Annotated in this window: 15 protein-coding genes; 7 read left to right on the top strand and 8 right to left on the bottom strand. The window is 68.8% G+C overall.

What is annotated here, in order from left to right; genetic code table 11:
* Window positions 1-35: 35 nt before the first annotated feature.
* Together FB390_RS08995 and FB390_RS08990 are read left to right on the top strand one after the other, a co-directional pair.
* Complete coding sequence (locus FB390_RS08995) at window positions 36-557, top strand: DUF2505 domain-containing protein (protein WP_141808555.1); 522 nt, start codon at window positions 36-38, stop codon at window positions 555-557.
* Window positions 527-1,327 carry a class I SAM-dependent methyltransferase gene (locus tag FB390_RS08990; RefSeq protein ID WP_141808554.1) on the top strand — a complete coding sequence of 267 codons (801 nt, stop codon included), beginning with the start codon at window positions 527-529 and terminating at the stop codon, window positions 1,325-1,327. The genes FB390_RS08995 and FB390_RS08990 overlap by 31 nt, the downstream gene beginning before the upstream one ends.
* Here the strand turns inward: FB390_RS08990 and FB390_RS08985 are convergent.
* Window positions 1,321-2,814: a hypothetical protein gene (locus FB390_RS08985; RefSeq protein WP_141808553.1), complete on the bottom strand. Its 1,494-nt coding sequence runs from the start codon at window positions 2,812-2,814 to the stop codon at window positions 1,321-1,323. The two genes, FB390_RS08990 and FB390_RS08985, sit on opposite strands and share 7 nt — an antisense overlap.
* A 91-nt stretch (window positions 2,815-2,905) precedes the next feature.
* Window positions 2,906-3,514 (bottom strand): hypothetical protein, encoded by a 609-nt coding sequence (locus FB390_RS08980; RefSeq protein WP_141808552.1) that lies wholly within the window; start codon window positions 3,512-3,514, stop codon window positions 2,906-2,908.
* A 99-nt stretch (window positions 3,515-3,613) separates the two neighbouring features.
* On the opposite strand from FB390_RS08980, the gene FB390_RS08975 reads away from it, so the two are divergent.
* Window positions 3,614-4,342 carry an LmeA family phospholipid-binding protein gene (locus tag FB390_RS08975; protein ID WP_141808551.1) on the top strand — a complete coding sequence of 243 codons (729 nt, stop codon included), beginning with the start codon at window positions 3,614-3,616 and terminating at the stop codon, window positions 4,340-4,342.
* Between the two features lie 60 nt (window positions 4,343-4,402).
* Here the strand turns inward: FB390_RS08975 and deoC are convergent, their stop codons facing one another.
* Window positions 4,403-5,071, bottom strand: a complete 669-nt coding sequence (deoC, locus tag FB390_RS08970) for a deoxyribose-phosphate aldolase (RefSeq protein ID WP_141808550.1) — start codon at window positions 5,069-5,071, stop codon at window positions 4,403-4,405.
* 158 nt (window positions 5,072-5,229) lie between these two features.
* Between deoC and FB390_RS08965 the strand changes: the two genes are divergently transcribed.
* The 3 genes from FB390_RS08965 to FB390_RS08955 all read left to right on the top strand — a co-directional run bounded on the left by FB390_RS08965 (window position 5,230) and on the right by FB390_RS08955 (window position 10,781).
* Window positions 5,230-5,781 carry a GNAT family N-acetyltransferase gene (locus tag FB390_RS08965; RefSeq protein ID WP_141808549.1) on the top strand — a complete coding sequence of 184 codons (552 nt, stop codon included), beginning with the start codon at window positions 5,230-5,232 and terminating at the stop codon, window positions 5,779-5,781.
* A gap of 2,068 nt (window positions 5,782-7,849) precedes the next feature.
* A complete protein-coding gene (purU, locus tag FB390_RS08960; RefSeq protein WP_141808548.1) occupies window positions 7,850-8,740 on the top strand; it encodes a formyltetrahydrofolate deformylase in 891 nt (296 codons plus the stop codon).
* A gap of 1,135 nt (window positions 8,741-9,875) precedes the next feature.
* Window positions 9,876-10,781: an IS5 family transposase gene (locus FB390_RS08955; protein WP_141808547.1), complete on the top strand. Its 906-nt coding sequence runs from the start codon at window positions 9,876-9,878 to the stop codon at window positions 10,779-10,781.
* A 962-nt stretch (window positions 10,782-11,743) separates the two neighbouring features.
* Here FB390_RS08955 and FB390_RS08950 read toward each other — a convergent pair.
* The 5 genes from FB390_RS08950 to FB390_RS08930 all read right to left on the bottom strand — a co-directional run bounded on the left by FB390_RS08950 (window position 11,744) and on the right by FB390_RS08930 (window position 17,131).
* Window positions 11,744-12,787 carry an alpha/beta fold hydrolase gene (locus tag FB390_RS08950; RefSeq protein ID WP_141808546.1) on the bottom strand — a complete coding sequence of 348 codons (1,044 nt, stop codon included), beginning with the start codon at window positions 12,785-12,787 and terminating at the stop codon, window positions 11,744-11,746.
* Window positions 12,788-14,204: 1,417 nt separating this feature from the next.
* Window positions 14,205-14,510, bottom strand: a complete 306-nt coding sequence (locus tag FB390_RS08945) for a DUF2516 family protein (RefSeq protein ID WP_141808545.1) — start codon at window positions 14,508-14,510, stop codon at window positions 14,205-14,207.
* A gap of 132 nt (window positions 14,511-14,642) precedes the next feature.
* Window positions 14,643-15,308 carry a heparin-binding hemagglutinin gene (locus FB390_RS08940; protein WP_141808544.1) on the bottom strand — a complete coding sequence of 222 codons (666 nt, stop codon included), beginning with the start codon at window positions 15,306-15,308 and terminating at the stop codon, window positions 14,643-14,645.
* Window positions 15,305-15,808, bottom strand: a complete 504-nt coding sequence (locus FB390_RS08935; RefSeq protein ID WP_141808543.1) for a helix-turn-helix domain-containing protein — start codon at window positions 15,806-15,808, stop codon at window positions 15,305-15,307. Before FB390_RS08935 ends, FB390_RS08940 begins: the two co-directional genes overlap by 4 nt.
* Before the next feature lie 105 nt (window positions 15,809-15,913).
* Complete coding sequence (locus tag FB390_RS08930) at window positions 15,914-17,131, bottom strand: DUF445 domain-containing protein (RefSeq protein ID WP_141811635.1); 1,218 nt, start codon at window positions 17,129-17,131, stop codon at window positions 15,914-15,916.
* A 373-nt stretch (window positions 17,132-17,504) separates the two neighbouring features.
* Here FB390_RS08930 and FB390_RS08925 point away from each other — a divergent pair, with 373 nt between their 5' ends.
* Complete coding sequence (locus FB390_RS08925) at window positions 17,505-18,185, top strand: TetR/AcrR family transcriptional regulator (protein WP_141808542.1); 681 nt, start codon at window positions 17,505-17,507, stop codon at window positions 18,183-18,185.
* Window positions 18,186-18,222 lie beyond the last annotated feature (37 nt).

The following is an 18,222-nucleotide window of genomic DNA, read 5'->3' as shown; positions in this document are numbered from 1 at the left end:
TCGGGTGCCGACCGCCACCCAGTAATCTTTGCCGAATGGCACGCCGACTGGACTACTCCGCCCGCTACCCGCTGCACACCACCAAGGAGCTGTACGAGGCGCTGTCGACCCGTGAGTACTGGGACGCGCGGGTCGCCGAGATGCGGAAGTACACGCCGGGCAACGAGGTGACGAGCCTCGAGGTGAGCGATTCCGGGATCGAGGTGGTGCTGCATCACACCCTGCCGCGCGAGATGCTGCCGGAGATCGCGCAGACCGTGATGCGCAAGGACATGATCATCACCCGCAAGGAGAGCTGGGGCCCGTACAACGGCGAGGAGACCGTCGGTAAGTTCTCGGCCTCGATTCCGGCCGGGCCGGGCAGCCTGGGCGGCACCATCAAGCTCTTCCCCACCGAGACCGGCTGCACCATGCGCTTCTCCTCGGAGGCGAAGGTGTTCATCCCTATGGTGGGTCCGCGCCTCGAGCAGTTGATGTTGGTGAACCTCGTCGATCTGTTCCGCGGCGAGGCCGAGGAAACCGTGAAGTGGCTGGAAGAGCGAAACCCGACCAGCTGAGCAGACCTATCGGCACGATCACCAGGGGGACCACCGGCGTCAACCGGCTGCGGCGCAGCGATCGTTGGCTGATGCACGACGAGCTGGTCACCGCGCGCCTGTCGGCGGCGCCCGATCCGCTGGTGGTCGACCTCGGTTACGGCGCGAGTCCGTGGACCACCTTCGAGCTGGCGGGCAGGCTGCGCAGGGTACGGCCGGACCTGCGGATGGTGGGTCTGGAGATCGATCCGGATCGGGTGGTGCCCGGTCGCGACGGCGTCACCTTCGCCAGGGGCGGTTTCGAGCTGGCCGGTCTGCGTCCCGTGCTCGTGCGCGCGTTCAACGTGCTGCGCCAGTATCCCGAGTCGGCCGTGCCGGACGCCTGGTCGACCATCCTTTCCGCCATGGCTCCCGACGGCCTGCTGGTCGACGGCACCTGTGACGAGTTGGGCCGCCGCAGCGCCTGGGTACTACTGGACCGCTCCGGCCCGCTCTCGCTGACGCTGGCGTGGGATCCGTTCACCGTCGAGCGGCCCTCCGACATCGCCGAGCGGCTGCCGAAGGCGCTCATCCACCGGAATGTGCCCGGCGAACCGATCCACGCCTTGCTCACCGCAGCCGATCGCGCGTACTCGCACGCCGCGCCGCTCGCTCCGTTCGGTCCGCGGGTTCGCTGGCGCGCCGCCGCGGAACAGCTACGTGCGCAAGGGTTTCCGGTGCGGGAGTACCGCAGGCGGATGCGGGATTGTGTGCTGTCGGTGCCGTGGTCGGTGGTCGCGCCGCGTCACTGAACGGTTTCGTCGCGGTGCAGCAGCCCGCGCAGCTGTCCGGTGGCGATGGCGACGGGGAGGATGGAGCGCGGCTCGAACGGCAGCGACCAGAGCCCGCCGTGCGCGGCGCCGCTCGCGAAGAGCGATTCGGGATTCGGATCGGCCGGTGCCGGGTCGTTGAGGTCGGCGACCAGTTTGGCGGCGAGCAGCGTGCGCGCGGTGTCGGGTTCGAAGATCTCCATGCCGAAGCGGTGCGCGCTGCGATACGCGGCGGCCAGGGAGCGCTGGGCGCGAACCGCGCGGGTCCAGGTCGGCGGCGCGACGGTGTACGAGACGATGTGCCCCGCGTCCCATGCGGCGATCGCGCGCCAGCGCAGAATCCGCTGAGCCAGAACGTGATTCGGACCTTGCGGCAGGAAGAGCGCGTCGGCGACCGACCAGCACGCGCCGGCGGCGTCGGTGACTCGGGTCCGGTAGTTGGGCCGATACAGCGCGGATCGGGTGAGTACGCGCAGCGCGTCTTGGGCAAAACCGCGCGCCCCGCGTCCGTGTAGACGCGAATGCGCCTGTGCGACTACGGACTCCGGCACGGCGTAGCAGTCCGTCGGCGATCCGATTCCGGCCAGCGCGGTGTCGGGGCGCGCGGCGAGCAGATCGGCGGCGAGCAGGTCGAGGGCGACGGCGAGCCGGACACCGCCCGGGCCGCGCCGCGTGACGTAGCCGCCGAACACCGGAAAAGCGTCCCCGCCGAGGTGTTCTCGAATCCAGTGCACCAGCGCTGGGAACTGGGTGGTGATGTCGGCACCGGGCTGCCCGTCGACCAGCGGATAGCGCAGCACGCCCCCGCCGGCTTCGGCCTCCCCCACCAACTCGCGCCAGCGGGCGGGTCCCGGCCGCGCCACCGCGAGCACGTCGGCGCCCCAGCGCAGCAGCGGGCGCAAGGGCGTCAGCTCACCGGCACCGGCGACGACGACCCGAAATCCGGGCAGCGCCAACCACTCCGGATGATCGATCACCCGTTCCACCGCGGCCGCGAAACCAGGCTCCACGATGCCGCGCTGCCGCCAATCGGTCAGCTCGCGTTGCAAGGACTCCTCGGCGAGCACGGCGCCGCGAAACGGAACTTCCAGGCGCCGTGCGGATTTCCCGGTGCCGCGCGCCGTTCCGGTATCCGGTCCGTCGGCGGCGACCGATGCGATCTCCACACCGTGCAACGGTTCCACCGTGTACCCGGTGACGAAGCGCAGCAGGTTCCGGGCGGCGCGCAGCCCTTCGCGCGCGCTGCCCACCGACGCGTCGGGCGAGCTGGCCGCCAGCGCGGTCATCCCGCGGAACACCGGGCGGTATTGGCGCGACCAGTCGCGGCAGGTCTCCACCCATTGCGCGAGATCGGCGTCGTAGCGGCGCACGGCGTCGGCGACCACGGCGGTGGCGAACATGTCACCGACCCGATCGGGCGCTCCGGACGGAAAGACGAGATCCCACCTACCCGCACCTACCGACCCCATGATCAGTCACCCTGCCACGATTACGCGCCCGGCAAAACCGGACGGACCTCGAATTCATAGCCGAAACGGATGACCGCACTCACCGCGCGCCTCACAATCCCGTGAGCGCGCGGTGCACCCTGGCGGCGGCCCGCGGCGGCAGACGTACGCTGGCCGAACGGATTTCCGCGCCCGCGCACCGGTTGATGGCGACCGCGTCGCCGACCACCTCGTTCAGCGCCGTCTGCCCGATGTCGGCCTCGGCCAGGTCGAGCACGGTGCGCACCGGCGTGGTCACCAGGAACGCACCCGCCGATTCCACGTCCGAGCCGATCAGCGGGCGGCGCAGCACCACGAGCCGCGGGGTCACGGGCGGGCGTCCCGCGCCGACCGACAGGTGCAGGAAACGTGGGCGCAACCGGCCCATGCCGTGCAACTCGGCAGCGCTGTGGTGCGAGACCGCCGCGGCGCCGTCGAACCAGGCCGCCCACATCGCGTATTCGTCCAGCGGACCATCGGGCCATTCGGTCAGCCGCAGCATCCCGACACCGGCCCTGGTCACCGATCCATCCCCCAGCCCGGCCCGTACCTTGGCCTCGCACCCCGTCCGCAGCACCTGGCGGGTGGTGAAGAATCCGGCGTGCCGACCGGCCAGCCTGCGCAGCACACGCCACCCTTGATCGACGGATTCGGGTGCGCGGCCCGCCGCATCGCCAGCCATGCAGACCAGGCTACGCCCGAATTCTGTGTCACATGTCACATTCGAGACCCACAACCCGGCCACAGAACCCGCACAGAAACGTCGTGAAGAATCGTCCGCATGAATACGAAGCCGCCCACCAAGTTGTCCGTCAGCAGGCGCACGCTGGTGATCGCCCTGGTGGTGGTCGCCACGTTGCTGGCCGCCGTCCTGGTCGGCGGCGAAGCGTACGCGCGCCACGCCGTCTCTCGTTGCATCAGCAGCCAGTTCGAGAAAGAGATGGGATCTCGGATCGATGTCGGCTTCGGCGCCAAGCCGATGCTGATCACCTGGGTGGACGGGAAACTCTCCTCGGTCACCGTGGACAGCAAGGACAACAAATTCGGTCCCGCCGTCGGCATGGTGGTGCACGCCGAGTTCAACGATCTCGAAGGCGTGAACAGCGGCAACGGCGGCGGCACCGTCGGTAGTTCCTCCGCGGACGTCACCTGGAGCAACGAAGGCATCCAGGAGTCTCTGGGCGGCCTGGTCAGCGGGGTCCGCTCGTCGTCGGCGACCGGCATGATCACGCTGGACGTGCTCGGCGGACTCGCTCAGCTCCAGGTGCATCCCGAGGTGCGCAACGGCGCCGTCGAGGTGCAAACCAAGTCGGCCGAGCTGCTCGGCATCGGTCTGCCGACCGACCTGGTCGAGGGCATCGTCGACATCATGACCCAGAGCCTGCAGAGCTACCCGATGGGCCTGAAGGCCACCGAGATCAAGGTGACCGACGACGGCATCGTCGCGCAGCTCGCGGGTGGTCGCACGGAACTGCCCGCCGCCGAGAACAACGCCGACGTGCGCTGCTGATCCCGCGTTATGCGTTCGCGAAAGAGCGTCGGCCCCTGCCGTTTCCCTCGCGGCAGGGGCTCAGGCGGGGAAACCCTCCAGCACCGCACGCGATTTCGACAGTCCGAGACGCGTCGCGCCCGCCGCGATCAACTCCGCCGCCGCCTCCGTCGTGCGAATGCCGCCGCTGGCCTTGATCCCGAGCCGCCCGCCGACCGTCTCCGCCATCAACCGCACCGCATGCACGCTCGCGCCGCCCGCGGGATGGAATCCGGTGGAGGTCTTCACGAAATCGGCGCCCGCGCGCTCGGCGACGCGGCACACCTCGACGATCGCCTCGTCCGGCAGCGCGGCCGATTCGATGATGATCTTGAGCACCGCGCGATCCCCGACGGCCTCGCGCACCGTGACGATATCGGCGAGCACGGCGTTGTATTCACCGTCGAGCGCGGCGCCGACATCGATGACCATGTCGACCTCGGCCGCGCCCTGATCCACCGCGAGCCTCGCCTCCGCGCCCTTCACCAGCGAATGGTGTTTGCCCGAGGGGAATCCGGCGACCGTGGCGACCACCAGTCCCGGCGCGCGCACCGGAAGCATGGACGGCGAGACGCAGATCGCGTACACCCCGAGCGCGCGCGCCTCGTCGACCAGCGCGGCGACCTCGGCGGGCGTCGCTTCCGGCGCCAGCAAGGTGTGATCGATGACGGCGGCCACTTCGGCCCTGCTCAGCGACGCGGAATCTGCCATGTTTCGAGAGTCTGGCACACGCGAGGCGAATTCCGTTGCGTGCCTGGCGACGCGTACCGCACACTCGTATCTGTCGGTGGATTCACGGGCTTCGGGAAGCTCGCCCATCCGACGAGCGTTGTGCGGATGGCCCAACTCGTTCGGGAGGAGACGACACTGTGCTGATCCGTCGCGAACGCGCCGAGGACGCCCCCGCTGTCGCGTCGGTGCACCGCAGCGCGTTCAACGCGCTGTACGCCCGCGAGGCCGCCACGGGCGGACTCGCCGCCGCGCCACCCGCCGAACCACCGGAGGTCGATCTCGTCGCGCGGTTGCGCAGCGACGCGGGCTGGATCCCCACCCTCTCGCTGGTCGCCGTGGAGTACGACACCGTGATCGGGCACGTCTGCCTGACCCGCGCCGCCGTCGGCCCGTTCCCCGCGCTCGGCCTCGGACCGCTCGGCGTGCACGTCGAGCACCAGGGCACCGGAGTCGGCTCCGCGCTGATGCACGCCGCGCTCGGCGCCGCCGACGCGCTCGACGAACCGCTGATCGGCCTGCTCGGCAGCCTCGACTACTACCCCAGGTTCGGCTTCGTCCCCGCCGCCCGCCTCGGCATCGCCCCCGACGAACCGGACTGGTCCTCCCACTTCCAAGTCCGCCCGCTCACCACCTACGAAGCCCAGATCACCGGCGAATTCCATTACGCCGAACCGTTTTACGACTTGTGATCGACCGGCGACCTCCATCGCCCACCCCAACCACCATTTCTCTACCGTCGATAGAGAAATAGATTCGACGGTAGTCGAAAGGTGGTCAACCGATCTTGGTTTGCCACCATATGACTCCCGTCGATTTCCGATCGCGGCGCGGTCACCTCGGCCCGTGGCAGCGCGCATCGACGAGGTCCCACGCCACACCGCCCGCGACGACACTGCGGGTGTTCGCCGGCACCACACAACCGCAGGCCGGCGAACACCGAAGCGACCGCAGGCGCGTCCCGCCCGCACCCGCATAGCTGAGCCAGCGAACCGGAGCCACCGCGGGCACGCCCGACAGACACCACACACCGCCCCACGGACGCCGAAGCCACAGGGCCGCGTCCGGCGAACCGCTGCTGTGCCCGGCCGTAATCGCACGCGACGGACACAAACCACCGCGTGCGCGTCCGGCCCGCACCCGCAAAACTGCGCCGGGGGAACCAGAGCCACCGCGGGATGAATCCGACCGGTCCGGCGAACGCCGAAACCACCGCGGACCCGGCACCGCACGACTTCACTCTTGCCGCATGGCGAACCACCGCAGGCGCTTCCCGCCCGCACCCGCACAGCGGCGTCAGCGAACCGGAGTCACGGCGGGCACGCCCGACATCAACGCACAACCGCGCTGGCGGGCACCGAAGACACGTCGGGTACGCCCGTCGCCCGTCCCAACCCGCGCAACGCACACCCGGCAAACCGGAGCGACCGCTGCTGTGCCCGACCGCAATCGCACACAGGCGGACACCGAAACCACGACGGGGCGCATCCGGCCCGCACCCGCATAGCAGCGCCGGGCGAACCGGAGCCACCGCGGGCACGCCCGACGTCACCGCACAACCGCGCTGGCGGACGCCGAAGACACGGAGGTACGCCCGTCCCGACCCGCGCAACGCACACCCGGCAAACCGGAGCGACCGCTGCTGTGCCCGACCGCAATCGCACACAGGCGGACACCGAAACCACGACGGGCGCATCCGGCTCGCACCCGCATAGCTGCGCCGGGCGAACCGGAGCCGCCCTGAGGGTGCATCCGACCGGTGCCACGCAACCTCACTCGGCGAACACTGAAACCACCGCGTGCCCGCTGGCCGCCACCACACAACCGCGCTGGCGGACACCGAAGACACGTCGGGTACGCCCGTCGCCCGTCCCAGCCCGCGCAACGCACACCCGGCGAACCGCTGCTGTGCCCGGCCGTAATCGCACACGGCGGACACCAAACCACCGCGTGCGCGTCCGGCCCGCACCCAGAAAACTGCGCCGGGCGAACAGGAGCCACCGTGAGTAGTACGGACAACCGCGCCCTGGACGCACAACGAAACCACCGCGGCTGCGGCCTTGCGGTAACGGCGCGCATCTGGCGACTCGCATCAGGGCCGGGTTCCCGGCGGTTAGCCGGGCCATGGTCGGCGCAGCCTCAACGGCGCCCGTCGACAGCCCGTGCGAATACCTGCAACCGGCTGCCTTCAGCGCGAATACTTGCACGCGGCCGAACACCCGCATTCCGATCGAAAGCCATCGGCTGCCGCGATTTCCGCACCGGATGAGCATCCCGATTGCCCGCGCCCGGACGAACACTGGAGCCACGTAGGCTGCGCCGACCCGCACCGCACACCGCGCCCGGCGGACACCGAAACCACCGCAGGCGCGTCCGACCCGCACCCACAAAACTGCACCGGGCGAACCGGAGCCACCGCGGGTGCGCGCAACCGACGCCCCACGACCGCATCCGGAGAACGCCGAAGCCACCGCGAGCACGCCAGCCGACATCGCCCACCGCCCGGCCGATGCCGAAGAGACGCCGCGTGCGCCCGACCCGCACCCGCGAAATCGCCCACCGCCCGGCCGACGCCGAAGACACGCCGCGTGCGCCCGACCCGGACCCGCAAACTTGGCCAGGCGACCCGGAGACCGCGGGTGCGTAGGACCGGCACCCGGGCGACCGCACGCCGGGCGAATCCTGGGCATCCGAGCAGCGGTATCGCGGAACAACCGGTCCTGGTGCAGCGTGCGGAGCGTCGCCTGGGAGGATGGGTCGATGAGTTCCGCTCCATCCGCCTCGGACGATCGCCGTTTCGTGTTGACGTTGGGCTGCCAGGACCGACCCGGCATCATCGCAGGGATCACCTCGTTCATCGCCGAGTTCGGCGGGTCGATCGTGGAGGCCGGTTACCACTCGGACACCGAAACGGGCTGGTTCTTCACCAGGCAGGCGATCAAGGCCTCGACGGTGCCCTTCGGCATCGCGGAACTGCGCGAGCGCTTCACCGAGGTCGCTGCTCGGCTCGGCGCGGCGACGGAGTGGCAGCTGCACGACACCGGCGAACGCCGCCGCGCGGTCCTGCTGGTCAGCAAGGACGGCCACTGCCTGCACGACCTCCTCGGCCGCGCGGCCTCGGGCGAGCTGCCCGCGACCATCGAAGCCGTCATCGGCAACCACCCCGATCTGGCGGGCATGACCGAGGCGCACGGCGTCAAGTTCCATCACGTGCCGTTCCCCAAGGATCCGGCCGAACGCGGCCCCGCCTTCGAAGAGGTGCGCAACCTGGTCGACGCGCACGACCCGCACGCGGTGGTGCTCGCCCGCTTCATGCAGGTGCTGCCCGCCGAACTCTGCGAGCACTGGGCTGGCCGGGCAATCAACATCCACCACAGCTTCCTGCCCTCCTTCGTCGGCGCCCGCCCGTACCACCAGGCGTTCGCCCGCGGCGTCAAGCTGATCGGCGCCACCTGCCACTACGTGACCGCCGAACTGGACGCGGGCCCGATCATCGAACAGGACGTGATCCGCATCGACCACGCCGACGAGGTCCGCGACATGGTGCGCCAGGGCCGCGACATCGAACGTGTGGTCCTGGCCCGCGGACTGCGCTGGCACTTGGAGGGCCGGGTGCTGGTGCACGGCCGCCGCACGGTCGTCTTCAACTGAGCGCCGTCGAGTCCCTTGTAGTTGCACACCTACTCAGGAGGCGCCCCGCGAACGCGGCCGTCTTCCCACTGAGCACTGTCGCAGCAGGCATGGGTCTTGCGTAGTTGCCCTTCTGCTCGGAAGGTGCCCCGCGAACGCGGCTGCCTTCAACTGAGCGCTGTCGCAGTAGGTACGAGTTCCGCGTAGTAGCGCTACTACTCGGGCAGCGCCACCCGCTCGCGGCCGTCTTTCAACTGAGCACTTTTGCAGCCGGCACGAGTCCCACGTAGTTGCGCTCCCACTCTGGAAGCGCGCCACGCGGCTGTCTTCAACCCGTCAGCGGCACGCGAATCCCTTGTAAGCGCCCCCATTCGGAAAGCACCACCCCACACGCAACGGTCGAAAATCGACGGTAGTCAAATGGTTGCTAATCGATCTTGCAAAGCCACCATTTGACTACCGTCGAATCCATTTCACTATCGACGGTAGTCAAATGGTGGATGCGCCCTTGACAAGCCAACAGCCCTCCCACGGTCGACCGGCCAAAGAACTCTTTCCGCTTGCCCTCCCTAGACGCAACCACAGCCAGATGACCACGCCGGAAGCCGAACCCAGCGCACCTGACCGCGGGAGGTAAGCCGGGTACGGCACACGACGCGCCCAGCACTGCTCCGAGGCAAACCTGGGTGGGCAGACTTGCTGGGCCCTGCAACATTGGGCCCACTACCTGGGTGGGCGCACCCTCTTGGGCACCCCAGCACTGGGAACCGTCGACCAACCGCAGGATCCACCCAAGGATGAGCCCCGGCGTCCCGCGGCCCCCACTGTCCGTTCTTACACCGCGCCACTTTCGCTACGCCCGCGCGTTAGCGGCAAAACTGCGCCCGCACTCGCGACTTCCGTGGCCCGCGCCGCACTCACCGCGCCCTGCCCTGGCGGCGAAACCGCGCCCACACTGGCGACTTCATCGTGCCCCCACGCCGACGACCTGGCTGTGCATCGCACTAGGGCGTGTGTCGAAGTCGGTAGGGGTGGCACCGCTGTGCCAGCGCCACCCTTGAGGCTTTGGAAAGTGTTGTCCGCGTTGGTGTATGGGTGAGGTCTCCGGTAGGTGGTTTAACGACCAAGAAAAACCGGAGACCTGACCGGAGACCTCGTGACCAGCGTAGCGGTGGCGGGGCGGGCGGATCTGACCGACGCTCAGTGGGCACGGTTGGAGCCGTTGTTGCCTCGCGGTAAGAAGGCGGGCCGGCCGCCTGTGTGGACGAAACGGCAGCTCATCGATGGGATTCGGTGGCGGACCCGGGTCGGCTGCCCGTGGCGTGATGTTCCACCGCAGTACGGGTCGTGGCCGGCGATGTACGGGTTGTTCCGCCGCTGGCAGCGCTCCGGGGCGTGGCTGGTGATCTGGAAGTTGTTGCAGGTCTTCGCCGACGCGGCGGGCCGGATCGTGTGGCAGGTGAGTGTGGACTCGACGATCGTGCGGGCCCATCAACACGCTGCTGGTGCTCGTCGCGACAGTGGTGGGCAAGCCGAGCCACCGGCCGGTCCGGGTGAGCATGAGCCGGTCGATCACGGCCTGGGCCGGTCACGTGGTGGCTGGACGACGAAGCTGCATCTGGCGTGTGAGCAGGGCTGCCGCGTTCTGGCCATGCTCGTCACTGCTGGTCAGGCCGGTGACAGCCCGCAGTTCATGTCGGTGCTCGATGCGATCGAGGTCGGCAAGCTCGGTAGGGGGCGGCCCAGGCGGCGTCCGGACCGGGTGCTGGCCGACAAGGCGTATTCGGGTCGCGCCAACCGGGACTGGCTGCGTCGCCGCGGGATCAAAGCAACCATCCCGGTCCCGGCCGATCAAGCCGGGCACCGCCGCAATCGCGGTTCGGCCGGTGGCCGTCCGCCAGCGTTCGCCCCGGTCGTCTATCGCGACCGAAACGCTGTCGAGCGCGGCATCAACCAGCTCAAACAACACCGGGCCGTGGCCACGAGATTCGACAAACTCGCCGTCCGCTACCTCGCCACCATCCACATCGCAGCGATCAACCAATGGCTCCGACACGAATGAGAACAGGCCACCGGCCCGCTCTCACCACTTCGACACACGCCCTAGCCGCAAAACTGTCCTCGTGCAGGCGTGTCGTGCCCCTACGCCGCCGATCTTGCTCGCCCGCGCTGGCGGCAAAGCTGCGCCCGCACTCGCGACTTCCGTGGCCCGCGCCGCACTCACCGCGCCCTACCCTGGCGGCGAAACCGCGCCCACACTGGCGACTTCATCGTGCCCCTACGCCGCCGACCGGGCTGTGCATCGCACTAGCCGCAAAGCTGTCCTCCTGCAGGCGAGTCGTGCTCCACGCCGCCGATCTTGCTGCGCCCGCGCTGGCGGCGAAACGGCGCCCGCACTCGCGACTTCCGCGGCCCGCGCCGCACTCACTCCGTCCTACCTGGCGGCGAAACCGCGCCCACACTGGCGACTTCATCTTGCCCAACGCCACGGACCTTGCCGTGCATCGCACTGGCTCAAAGCTGTCCTCATGCTGGCGAGTTCATCGTGCCCCACGCCGCCGACCTTGCTGCGCCCACGCTAGCGGCAAACTGCGCCCGCACCGGCGACTTCCGTGGCCGGGCCGCACTCACTGCGTCCTACGCTGGCGAAACTGCAATGGCGACTTCATCCTGTCCCACACCGCCGACCGTGCTGCACCCGCGCTAGCGCGCAAACCACGCCCGCACCGGCGACTTCCGCGTCCCCACGCCGCACTCACTGCGCCCTACGCCGGCGGCGAAATTGCGCCCACACTGGCGACTTCAACTTGCCCCGCGCCCTCGGCCTTGGCGTGCCCCGCACTGGCGGCCCAACTTCCTCCGCGCCGACAACTTCGTTGCGCCCGCGCCGATGGGTTACCGCGCCGGACGCGATCGGCATCTCCAAACAGTGCCACCGGTACCTCGGCACCCGAAACCCACACGCCGCAACCCCGATCGGAGACAACGTCGGCTCCGGTCGGGATCAGCGGCGATCGGCTCGAATCAGCCGACCGCTTCGGTGCGCACGGGCGCGTACGCCGAGTCGAGCACGTGGGCGAGTTCCTCGTTGAACCGCTCGTACATCTCGACGTTGCCGAGGTGGCCGGTGTTCAGCACCTCGTAGCGCACCAGGCTGCCCACCGATTCGAGCATCTCGGCGATGATCTCGGAGTGCAGCGGCGGCGTCATGTCGTCGGCGGAGCCGGCCAGGATGGTGGTCGGCACCACCAGGTTCTTCGCGGACTCGCCGAGATCCATGACGGCGAGCAGCTTGCCGAATTCGGCCCGCACCGCAGCGGGACACGAGCGCACCACGGCCATGCTGTAGTCGACCAGGTCGCCGGTGGACTCCAGGCTCATGATCTGCCGGGCGAACACCCATTTGACGGGCTTGATCGGCGGAAAAACGATCGGCGTTCCCAAGCCGAGCTTGCCGACGACGTGCGGCAGCGAGACGCCGGTGCGCTTCCACGGCAGCGGCCGGTTGAAGAACGGCACAACGGTGGTCGTGGCGACCAGGCCGTGCGGCGCGGTGTTGGTCAGCAGGACGGCTTCCGCGCGGCGGGTGACCTCCTCGGGGTAGCGCCCGGCCCAAGCCTGCAGCGTCATGCCGCCGAGACTGTGTCCGACGAGCACGGCCTTGCGGCCGGCGGCCAGCGCCGCTTTCAGCACCGCGGCGAGGTCGTCGGCCAGCAGTTCCATGGTCAGCTTCGAGGGACCGCGCTCGCTCTCACCGTGTCCGCGCACGTCGTACGCGATCACCCGGTATTCGCCCGCGAAGGCGTTGATCTGGGCGTTCCAATACTCGATGGCGCAGGTCCAGCCGTGCACGAGCACCATGGCGGGAGCGTCGGCCGGACCGTACGCGTGCACCCGCAGCCTCGTGCCGTCGGGCGCGGTCACCGGGATGACGTCGTGCGGGACGGTGGGCGGGTTCAGCGCAGGGGTCGAGTAGGTACGCGCCCGGAGATTGGCGCGGTGTACGTCGAGCAGGCCCCGAGCCTTCCCCGGCAGCTCGCCCAACGCGGTCTGCAACTGTGCACGCATCGGACACTCCTTTGTGTTACTGATAATTACAGTAACCCGAAGTACCGCCTGCTAGCTAGTGCAAGCACGAAAAAGGCGCCGCCGCCCAGCAGCAGGGCACCGGCGCACAGGTCGCCTACCAGCGCGAACGCCCAGTCCGCTTGCTCTGGCAAGCACAAGAAATTTCTTTACCCACAGCCAGTCGGCGCCAAGCTACCGTCCACTTTTGCCCGTGGCAGCCGCCGAGCCCGCTGCCTGGCCCCACCGAGCCGCCGCCAAGCCGCCGCCCACCCCGAGGCCCCGATGCTCGCCCGCCGAGCCGTACTTCATCTGGGGCCCTGCGAAGTCCCCGCCGAGCCGCCGCCCACCCCTCGAGCCGCTCGAGGTGCGCCGCCAAGCTGCCGCGCACCTCGAGCCCCGCGGATATCGCCGCCATGCCGCCGCCCCCGCCGAGACCCGCAGAAATCGCCGCCCAAGCCGCCGCCGCCTTTGTACCCGTGGTCGCCGCCGAGCCGTCCTCGATTCGATGCCCCGCCGAGGTCTCACCAAGCCGCCATCCACCCCGAGGCCCCGATGCTCGCCCGCCGAGCCGTACTTCATCTCGGGCCCTGCGAAGCCACCGCCGCGCCGCCGCCCACCCCTCGAGCCCACCGGGTCGCCGCCAAGCTGCCGCGCACCTCGAGCCCCGCGGATATCGCCGCCATGCCGCCGCCCCCGCCGAGACCCGCAGAAATCGCCGCCCAAGCCGCCGCCGCCCTTGTACCCGTGGTCGCCGCCGAGCAGTCCTCGATTCGATGCCCCGCCGAGGTCTCACCAAGCCGCCGTCCACCTAGAGCCGCCCGAAGGCCACCGCCGAGATTCGTCCACATCGAGCCGCCCGAAGGCCACCGCCAAGATTCGTCCACATCAAGCCGCACGGGGGTCGCCGCCTAGCCGCCCACCTCGACGCGCGCAGAGGTCCCACCAAGATGATCGACTCGTGCACCCCCAAGACGGCTTCGCCATGCAGCCAGCGGTCCACTTCACCTACGTATGCCACATCTACGCCTCACGCTGCCGCGCATCCCGCGAAACTCTGGCGCGCTCAGCCGAAGGTCGAGAGCGCCAGACAGCAGTGGTTCGACTCGAAAGGCGGTTACGCGCAGACCGCCGATCGATTTCGCCACACACGTCCTCACCGCACCAGCCGACCCTGAACGCGTGCGGCAGCGACGAGCCGAAGTCGACCTCGGGATCGCGCTGGATTGCGTCCACTCGAATGCGGGTCTCGCCGTGCGGATCCCGCCCGCTTCGCCCAGCTGCGCCGCCCGGATCGCGCTGGATTGCGTCCACTCGAATGGCAGTTTCGCCGTGCGGATCACGCCTACTTCAGGCTCAGCTGAGCTACGCACCGCGCAGCACCGCCTACCTGCGGAGCGCCTGACAAGCAGTCAGCCGATCACCAGCGCGGACCGCGCTGAATCTCGTCCACCTTGGGCCGCACATCGGCCAGATAAATACCGGTGGCAATGATCGCCACGAAAGCAAGCAGCCCCAGCCCAGCTGGCGAGAGCAGCAGAAGCAGCAGCGACACCCCCAGGATCGCCAACCAGATCGGCTTGGTCTGCTTGTCCACCGCGGTGAAGGCGTCCGGCCGCTGGCGGATGGCGTGGATCAGCGCGAAGATCGTCGCGCCCAGCGCAACGAGCCACAACACCAGCAAAATCAGTCCGGTCAACCCGTGCACGGTATTCACCTGACCCATGATACGAGCGACGCCCCCGCACAGCAGGCTGTGCGGGGGCGTCGAGGCGTGTCCGACCGGCGCGTTACCCGTGCCGCCGCCGTCGCCGCGACCGTGCGCGGACCGTCGACGGACTACGTCCGGCCGTGAGCACTACGCCTTCTTCGGCGCGGCCTTCTTGGCGGCGGGGGCCTTCTTCGCGGCCGGAGCCTTCTTGGCCGGAGCCTTCTTCGGCGCGCCGTTCTCGGCGGCAGGCGCGGTCTCGGTGGTCACCGCGACGACCTCGGCCTCGACGACCGGCTCGGTGGCGGGCTCCTCTTCCTCTTCGGCCTTGCCGGGGCGGCCGATCAGGCCGTTGACGCGCTCCAGGACCTCTTCGGCGCGACCCGCCGCGTCCTTGTACAGGGTCTCGACGCGGTCGATCTGGTCCTCGACCAGCTGGTTGGCGCGCAGCCGCTCGACGGTCTCCTCGCCGCGGACGGCCAGGTCGGCGTACAGGTCGAGCACCTTGTTGTAGTACTCCTCGGCCAGCCTGCGCAGTTCCTCGGAGGTGAACTTCTCGCGCAGCTCGGCGAGGTCGTCCGGCAGCTCGGCGGGGAGGCCGGACAGCCGCTCGCGCAGCGTCTCGAACTGAGCCTGCACGTCGGCGGGCACGTTGGCGAAGCGCTCGCGGGCCTCTTCCACCCGGCCGGGCACATCGGCGGAGGCCGCGCGCTCACGCACCTGGGTGACGACATCCAGGGCGGCGGTGTAGACGGCATCCCCGGCGCCGACGGCGGCGAACAGAGGCTTGCTGACTGTTGCGGTCTTCTCGGTCATATTTTTTCGTTCTCCTGGCGTGGCGGAGTGTCGGTTGTCGTGCGCGGAACGTCGCTGTCCCATTCCCCCCCTGGCTCGTTCCCTCCGTTTTCCCGGCGAAACGATTCATAGATCTCCAGGAGCACCTGCTTCTGCCGTTCACTGATCTCCGTGTCGGCAAGCAGGGCATCCCGGACCGGACTGTGCGGCCGCTGCTCGAGATAGCCAGCCCGTACGTACAGCACCTCCGAGGACACCCGCAGCGCCTTCGCGATCTGCGCGAGTACCTCGGCGGAGGGATTGCGCAACCCGCGCTCGATCTGACTGAGGTACGGATTGCTCACCCCCGCCAGTGCGGCGAGCTGACGCAGGGAGACTTGCGCCGCCTCGCGCTGCGCCCTGATGAAACCTCCGATGTCGTGCGCCGCGTTCGCGACGCGACCCCCTCGTTCGCCGACGCCCGCCGATTGCTCGGACGGACCGTCGGTGTACTCGGCGGAAACCTCGGGATGGTCTGCCATCACTCACCTTCTGGCGGTTGTACGGATTCAATTCTAGGGCAGGGTGCTAACTCTTGCAAGCACACTGTTAGCACGCTCCCGGCAAACCGCCGGCGTGCTGTTTTCTCAACCTTGGAACAACAGGTGCGAAACCGTGTAGATCGCCAGCCCGGCCAGCGATCCGACGACCGTTCCGTTGATCCTGATGAATTGCAGATCGCGACCGACCTGCAATTCGATCTTCTTGCTCGCCTCTTCGGCGTCCCACCTGGCAACCGTGTCGGTGACCAGCGTGGTGATCTCGCTCGCGTAGTTCGACACGAGGTAGCGCGCCCCTCGGTCGATCCAGCCGTCCACCTTCGCTCGCATCTCGGCGTCGTCGCGCAGCCGCTCACCGAGTTGCTGCACATTCTCCCCCACTTTGCGGCGCAACGTACTGTTCGGATCGTCCGCGGATTCCAGGATGAGCCGCTTCGCCGCGCGCCAGGTCGCCTCGGCCATGCCGGTGATTTCCTCACGGCCCATGATCTGCGATTTGATCCGCTCGGCCTTCTTGATCATCGCGTCGTCGTACTGCAGGTCGTTCGCGAATTCCTCCAGGAAGCGATTCGCGGCCAATCGCACTTCGTGCTCGGGATTCGACCGCACCTTCCAGGTGAACTCGACGAGCTCGCGATAGATCTTTTCTGAAAGCAGAATGTTTACAAATTTTGGAGCCCATTGCGGCGCGTCGCGCAAAACAATCCGGTCGATGGTCTCCTGGCTGCCGAGCGCCCACTGGTGCGCGCGCTCGGCGAGCAGTTCCAGCAGCGGCAGCTGCCGGTTGTCGGCGAGCAGCTCGGCGAGCACCCGGCCGATCGGCGGCCCCCACAGCGGTTCGGCGATCCGCTTGACGATCGTGTTGTCGATGACCTGCTCGACGTCCTCGTCGCGCAACACCCCGACCACCGCGCGCAGGATCGTCGAACTCTCCTGGGCCACGCGCGCAGCGTGCTGCGGGTCGGCCATCCAGCGCCCGACGCGCAGCGAGATCTGCGCCGAGTTCACCTTGGCCGAGACCACCTCCGGCGCGAGGAAGTTCGTGCCGACGAAGCTGCCGAGGCTGGCTCCCAGCTGATCCTTCTTCTTGCGGATGATCGCGGTGTGCGGAATCGGCAGACCGAGCGGATGCCGGAACAGCGCCGTCACCGCGAACCAGTCGGCGAGCGCGCCGACCATGCCCGCCTCCGAAGCGGCGCGCACGTACCCGACCCAGTCGCCGCCCCCGCCGCGCGATTCCAGCCAGCGACAGAACAGGTAGACCACCGTCGCGAAGGCGAGGAAGCCCGTGGCGACGGCTTTCATCTTCCACAGGTCGCGCCGTTTGGCGGCCTCGTCGACGAAGAACCCGGTCGGCCCAGCCGGGGTCGGCGGTGCCAGGACCGCGGTATCGGACGGACGGCGGTCGCGGTCCCCTGCGTGGTCGCGCTCCGCTGCCGCCTCCGGGCCCGTGGCTCGTGCCGCTGTGTTGCCGGGAGCTTTCTCCATGTCTCCATTCTGCTGTGCCGCGGGCGCGGGGCACCGATGTGTGGTTCCTGCCGCATCCGGCACCCAAACGGACCTACGCTGGGTGGCCTGCACCTAAGCTGAAAGTCCACGACCATTACGAACGAGGGAGCCAACGCTGTCCACCGAAGACCTTGTCGACATCGGTGAGCGCGCCGAGCGACCGGCTGCGGTGCGCACCGGCCGGATGGACGGCCGCAAGCGCCGATGGCGGCAGCACAAGATCGACCGCCGCGAGGAACTCGTCGACGGCACCCTTGCCGCTGTCCGCACCCGCGGCAGCAACGCGGGCATGGACGAGATCGCCGCGGAGATCGGCGTCTCCAAGACCGTGCTCTACCGGTACTTCTCCGACAAGAACGACCTGGTCCACGCGACCATGCAGCGGTTCATCGAGACCACGCTGATGCCCAGGGTGTACGGCGCGATCAGCCTCGACGCCGACGAGTTCGAGCTGGTGCGCACCGCGCTGGCCGCGTACGTCGGCACTGTCGACGAGGACCCCGAGGTGTACCGCTTCATCATGGGCAGCGGCTCGGACGCGTCCTCGCTCGCCGAGTTCGAGAAGCTGTTCGCCGAGGTGGTCTCCGCCGTCATCGCCGACAAGGCGGGCGCGCTCGGCCTCGACACCACGGGCGCGATGCTGTGGTCCTACGTGCTGGTCGGCGGTATCCAGCTGGCAACCCACTGGTGGACCACCGACAAATCGATGTCGCGCGAAGAGGTCATCGACTACCTGACGATGATGGCCTGGAGCGCCATCGAGGGCATGGCGAAGGCGGGCGGCTCCAGGGAGAAGTTCAACCAGCAGCCGCACGTGCTGCCCAGGCCGGACACCGGCTCGCCCGCGTAGCGCGCCCGACCGAAGGCGTCCACGAGCCCACCGGACA

The organism is Nocardia bhagyanarayanae, assembly GCF_006716565.1.
Classification (GTDB): domain Bacteria; phylum Actinomycetota; class Actinomycetes; order Mycobacteriales; family Mycobacteriaceae; genus Nocardia; species Nocardia bhagyanarayanae.
The sequence above is the reverse complement of the archived record's forward strand: the minus strand, read 5'-3'. Positions and strand labels throughout refer to the sequence as shown.

Excerpts from the sequence above, each read along its gene's own strand:
- FB390_RS08995 (WP_141808555.1), top strand. The coding sequence starts at position 36 with ATGGCACGCCGACTGGACTACTCCGCCCGCTACCCGCTGCACACCACC.
- FB390_RS08985 (WP_141808553.1), bottom strand. The coding sequence starts at position 2,814 with ATGGGGTCGGTAGGTGCGGGTAGGTGGGATCTCGTCTTTCCGTCCGGA.
- FB390_RS08980 (WP_141808552.1), bottom strand. The coding sequence starts at position 3,514 with ATGGCTGGCGATGCGGCGGGCCGCGCACCCGAATCCGTCGATCAAGGG.
- FB390_RS08975 (WP_141808551.1), top strand. The coding sequence starts at position 3,614 with ATGAATACGAAGCCGCCCACCAAGTTGTCCGTCAGCAGGCGCACGCTG.
- deoC (WP_141808550.1), bottom strand. The coding sequence starts at position 5,071 with ATGGCAGATTCCGCGTCGCTGAGCAGGGCCGAAGTGGCCGCCGTCATC.
- purU (WP_141808548.1), top strand. The coding sequence starts at position 7,850 with ATGAGTTCCGCTCCATCCGCCTCGGACGATCGCCGTTTCGTGTTGACG.
- FB390_RS08950 (WP_141808546.1), bottom strand. The coding sequence starts at position 12,787 with ATGCGTGCACAGTTGCAGACCGCGTTGGGCGAGCTGCCGGGGAAGGCT.
- FB390_RS08945 (WP_141808545.1), bottom strand. The coding sequence starts at position 14,510 with ATGGGTCAGGTGAATACCGTGCACGGGTTGACCGGACTGATTTTGCTG.
- FB390_RS08940 (WP_141808544.1), bottom strand. The coding sequence starts at position 15,308 with ATGACCGAGAAGACCGCAACAGTCAGCAAGCCTCTGTTCGCCGCCGTC.
- FB390_RS08935 (WP_141808543.1), bottom strand. The coding sequence starts at position 15,808 with ATGGCAGACCATCCCGAGGTTTCCGCCGAGTACACCGACGGTCCGTCC.
- FB390_RS08930 (WP_141811635.1), bottom strand. The coding sequence starts at position 17,131 with ATGAAAGCCGTCGCCACGGGCTTCCTCGCCTTCGCGACGGTGGTCTAC.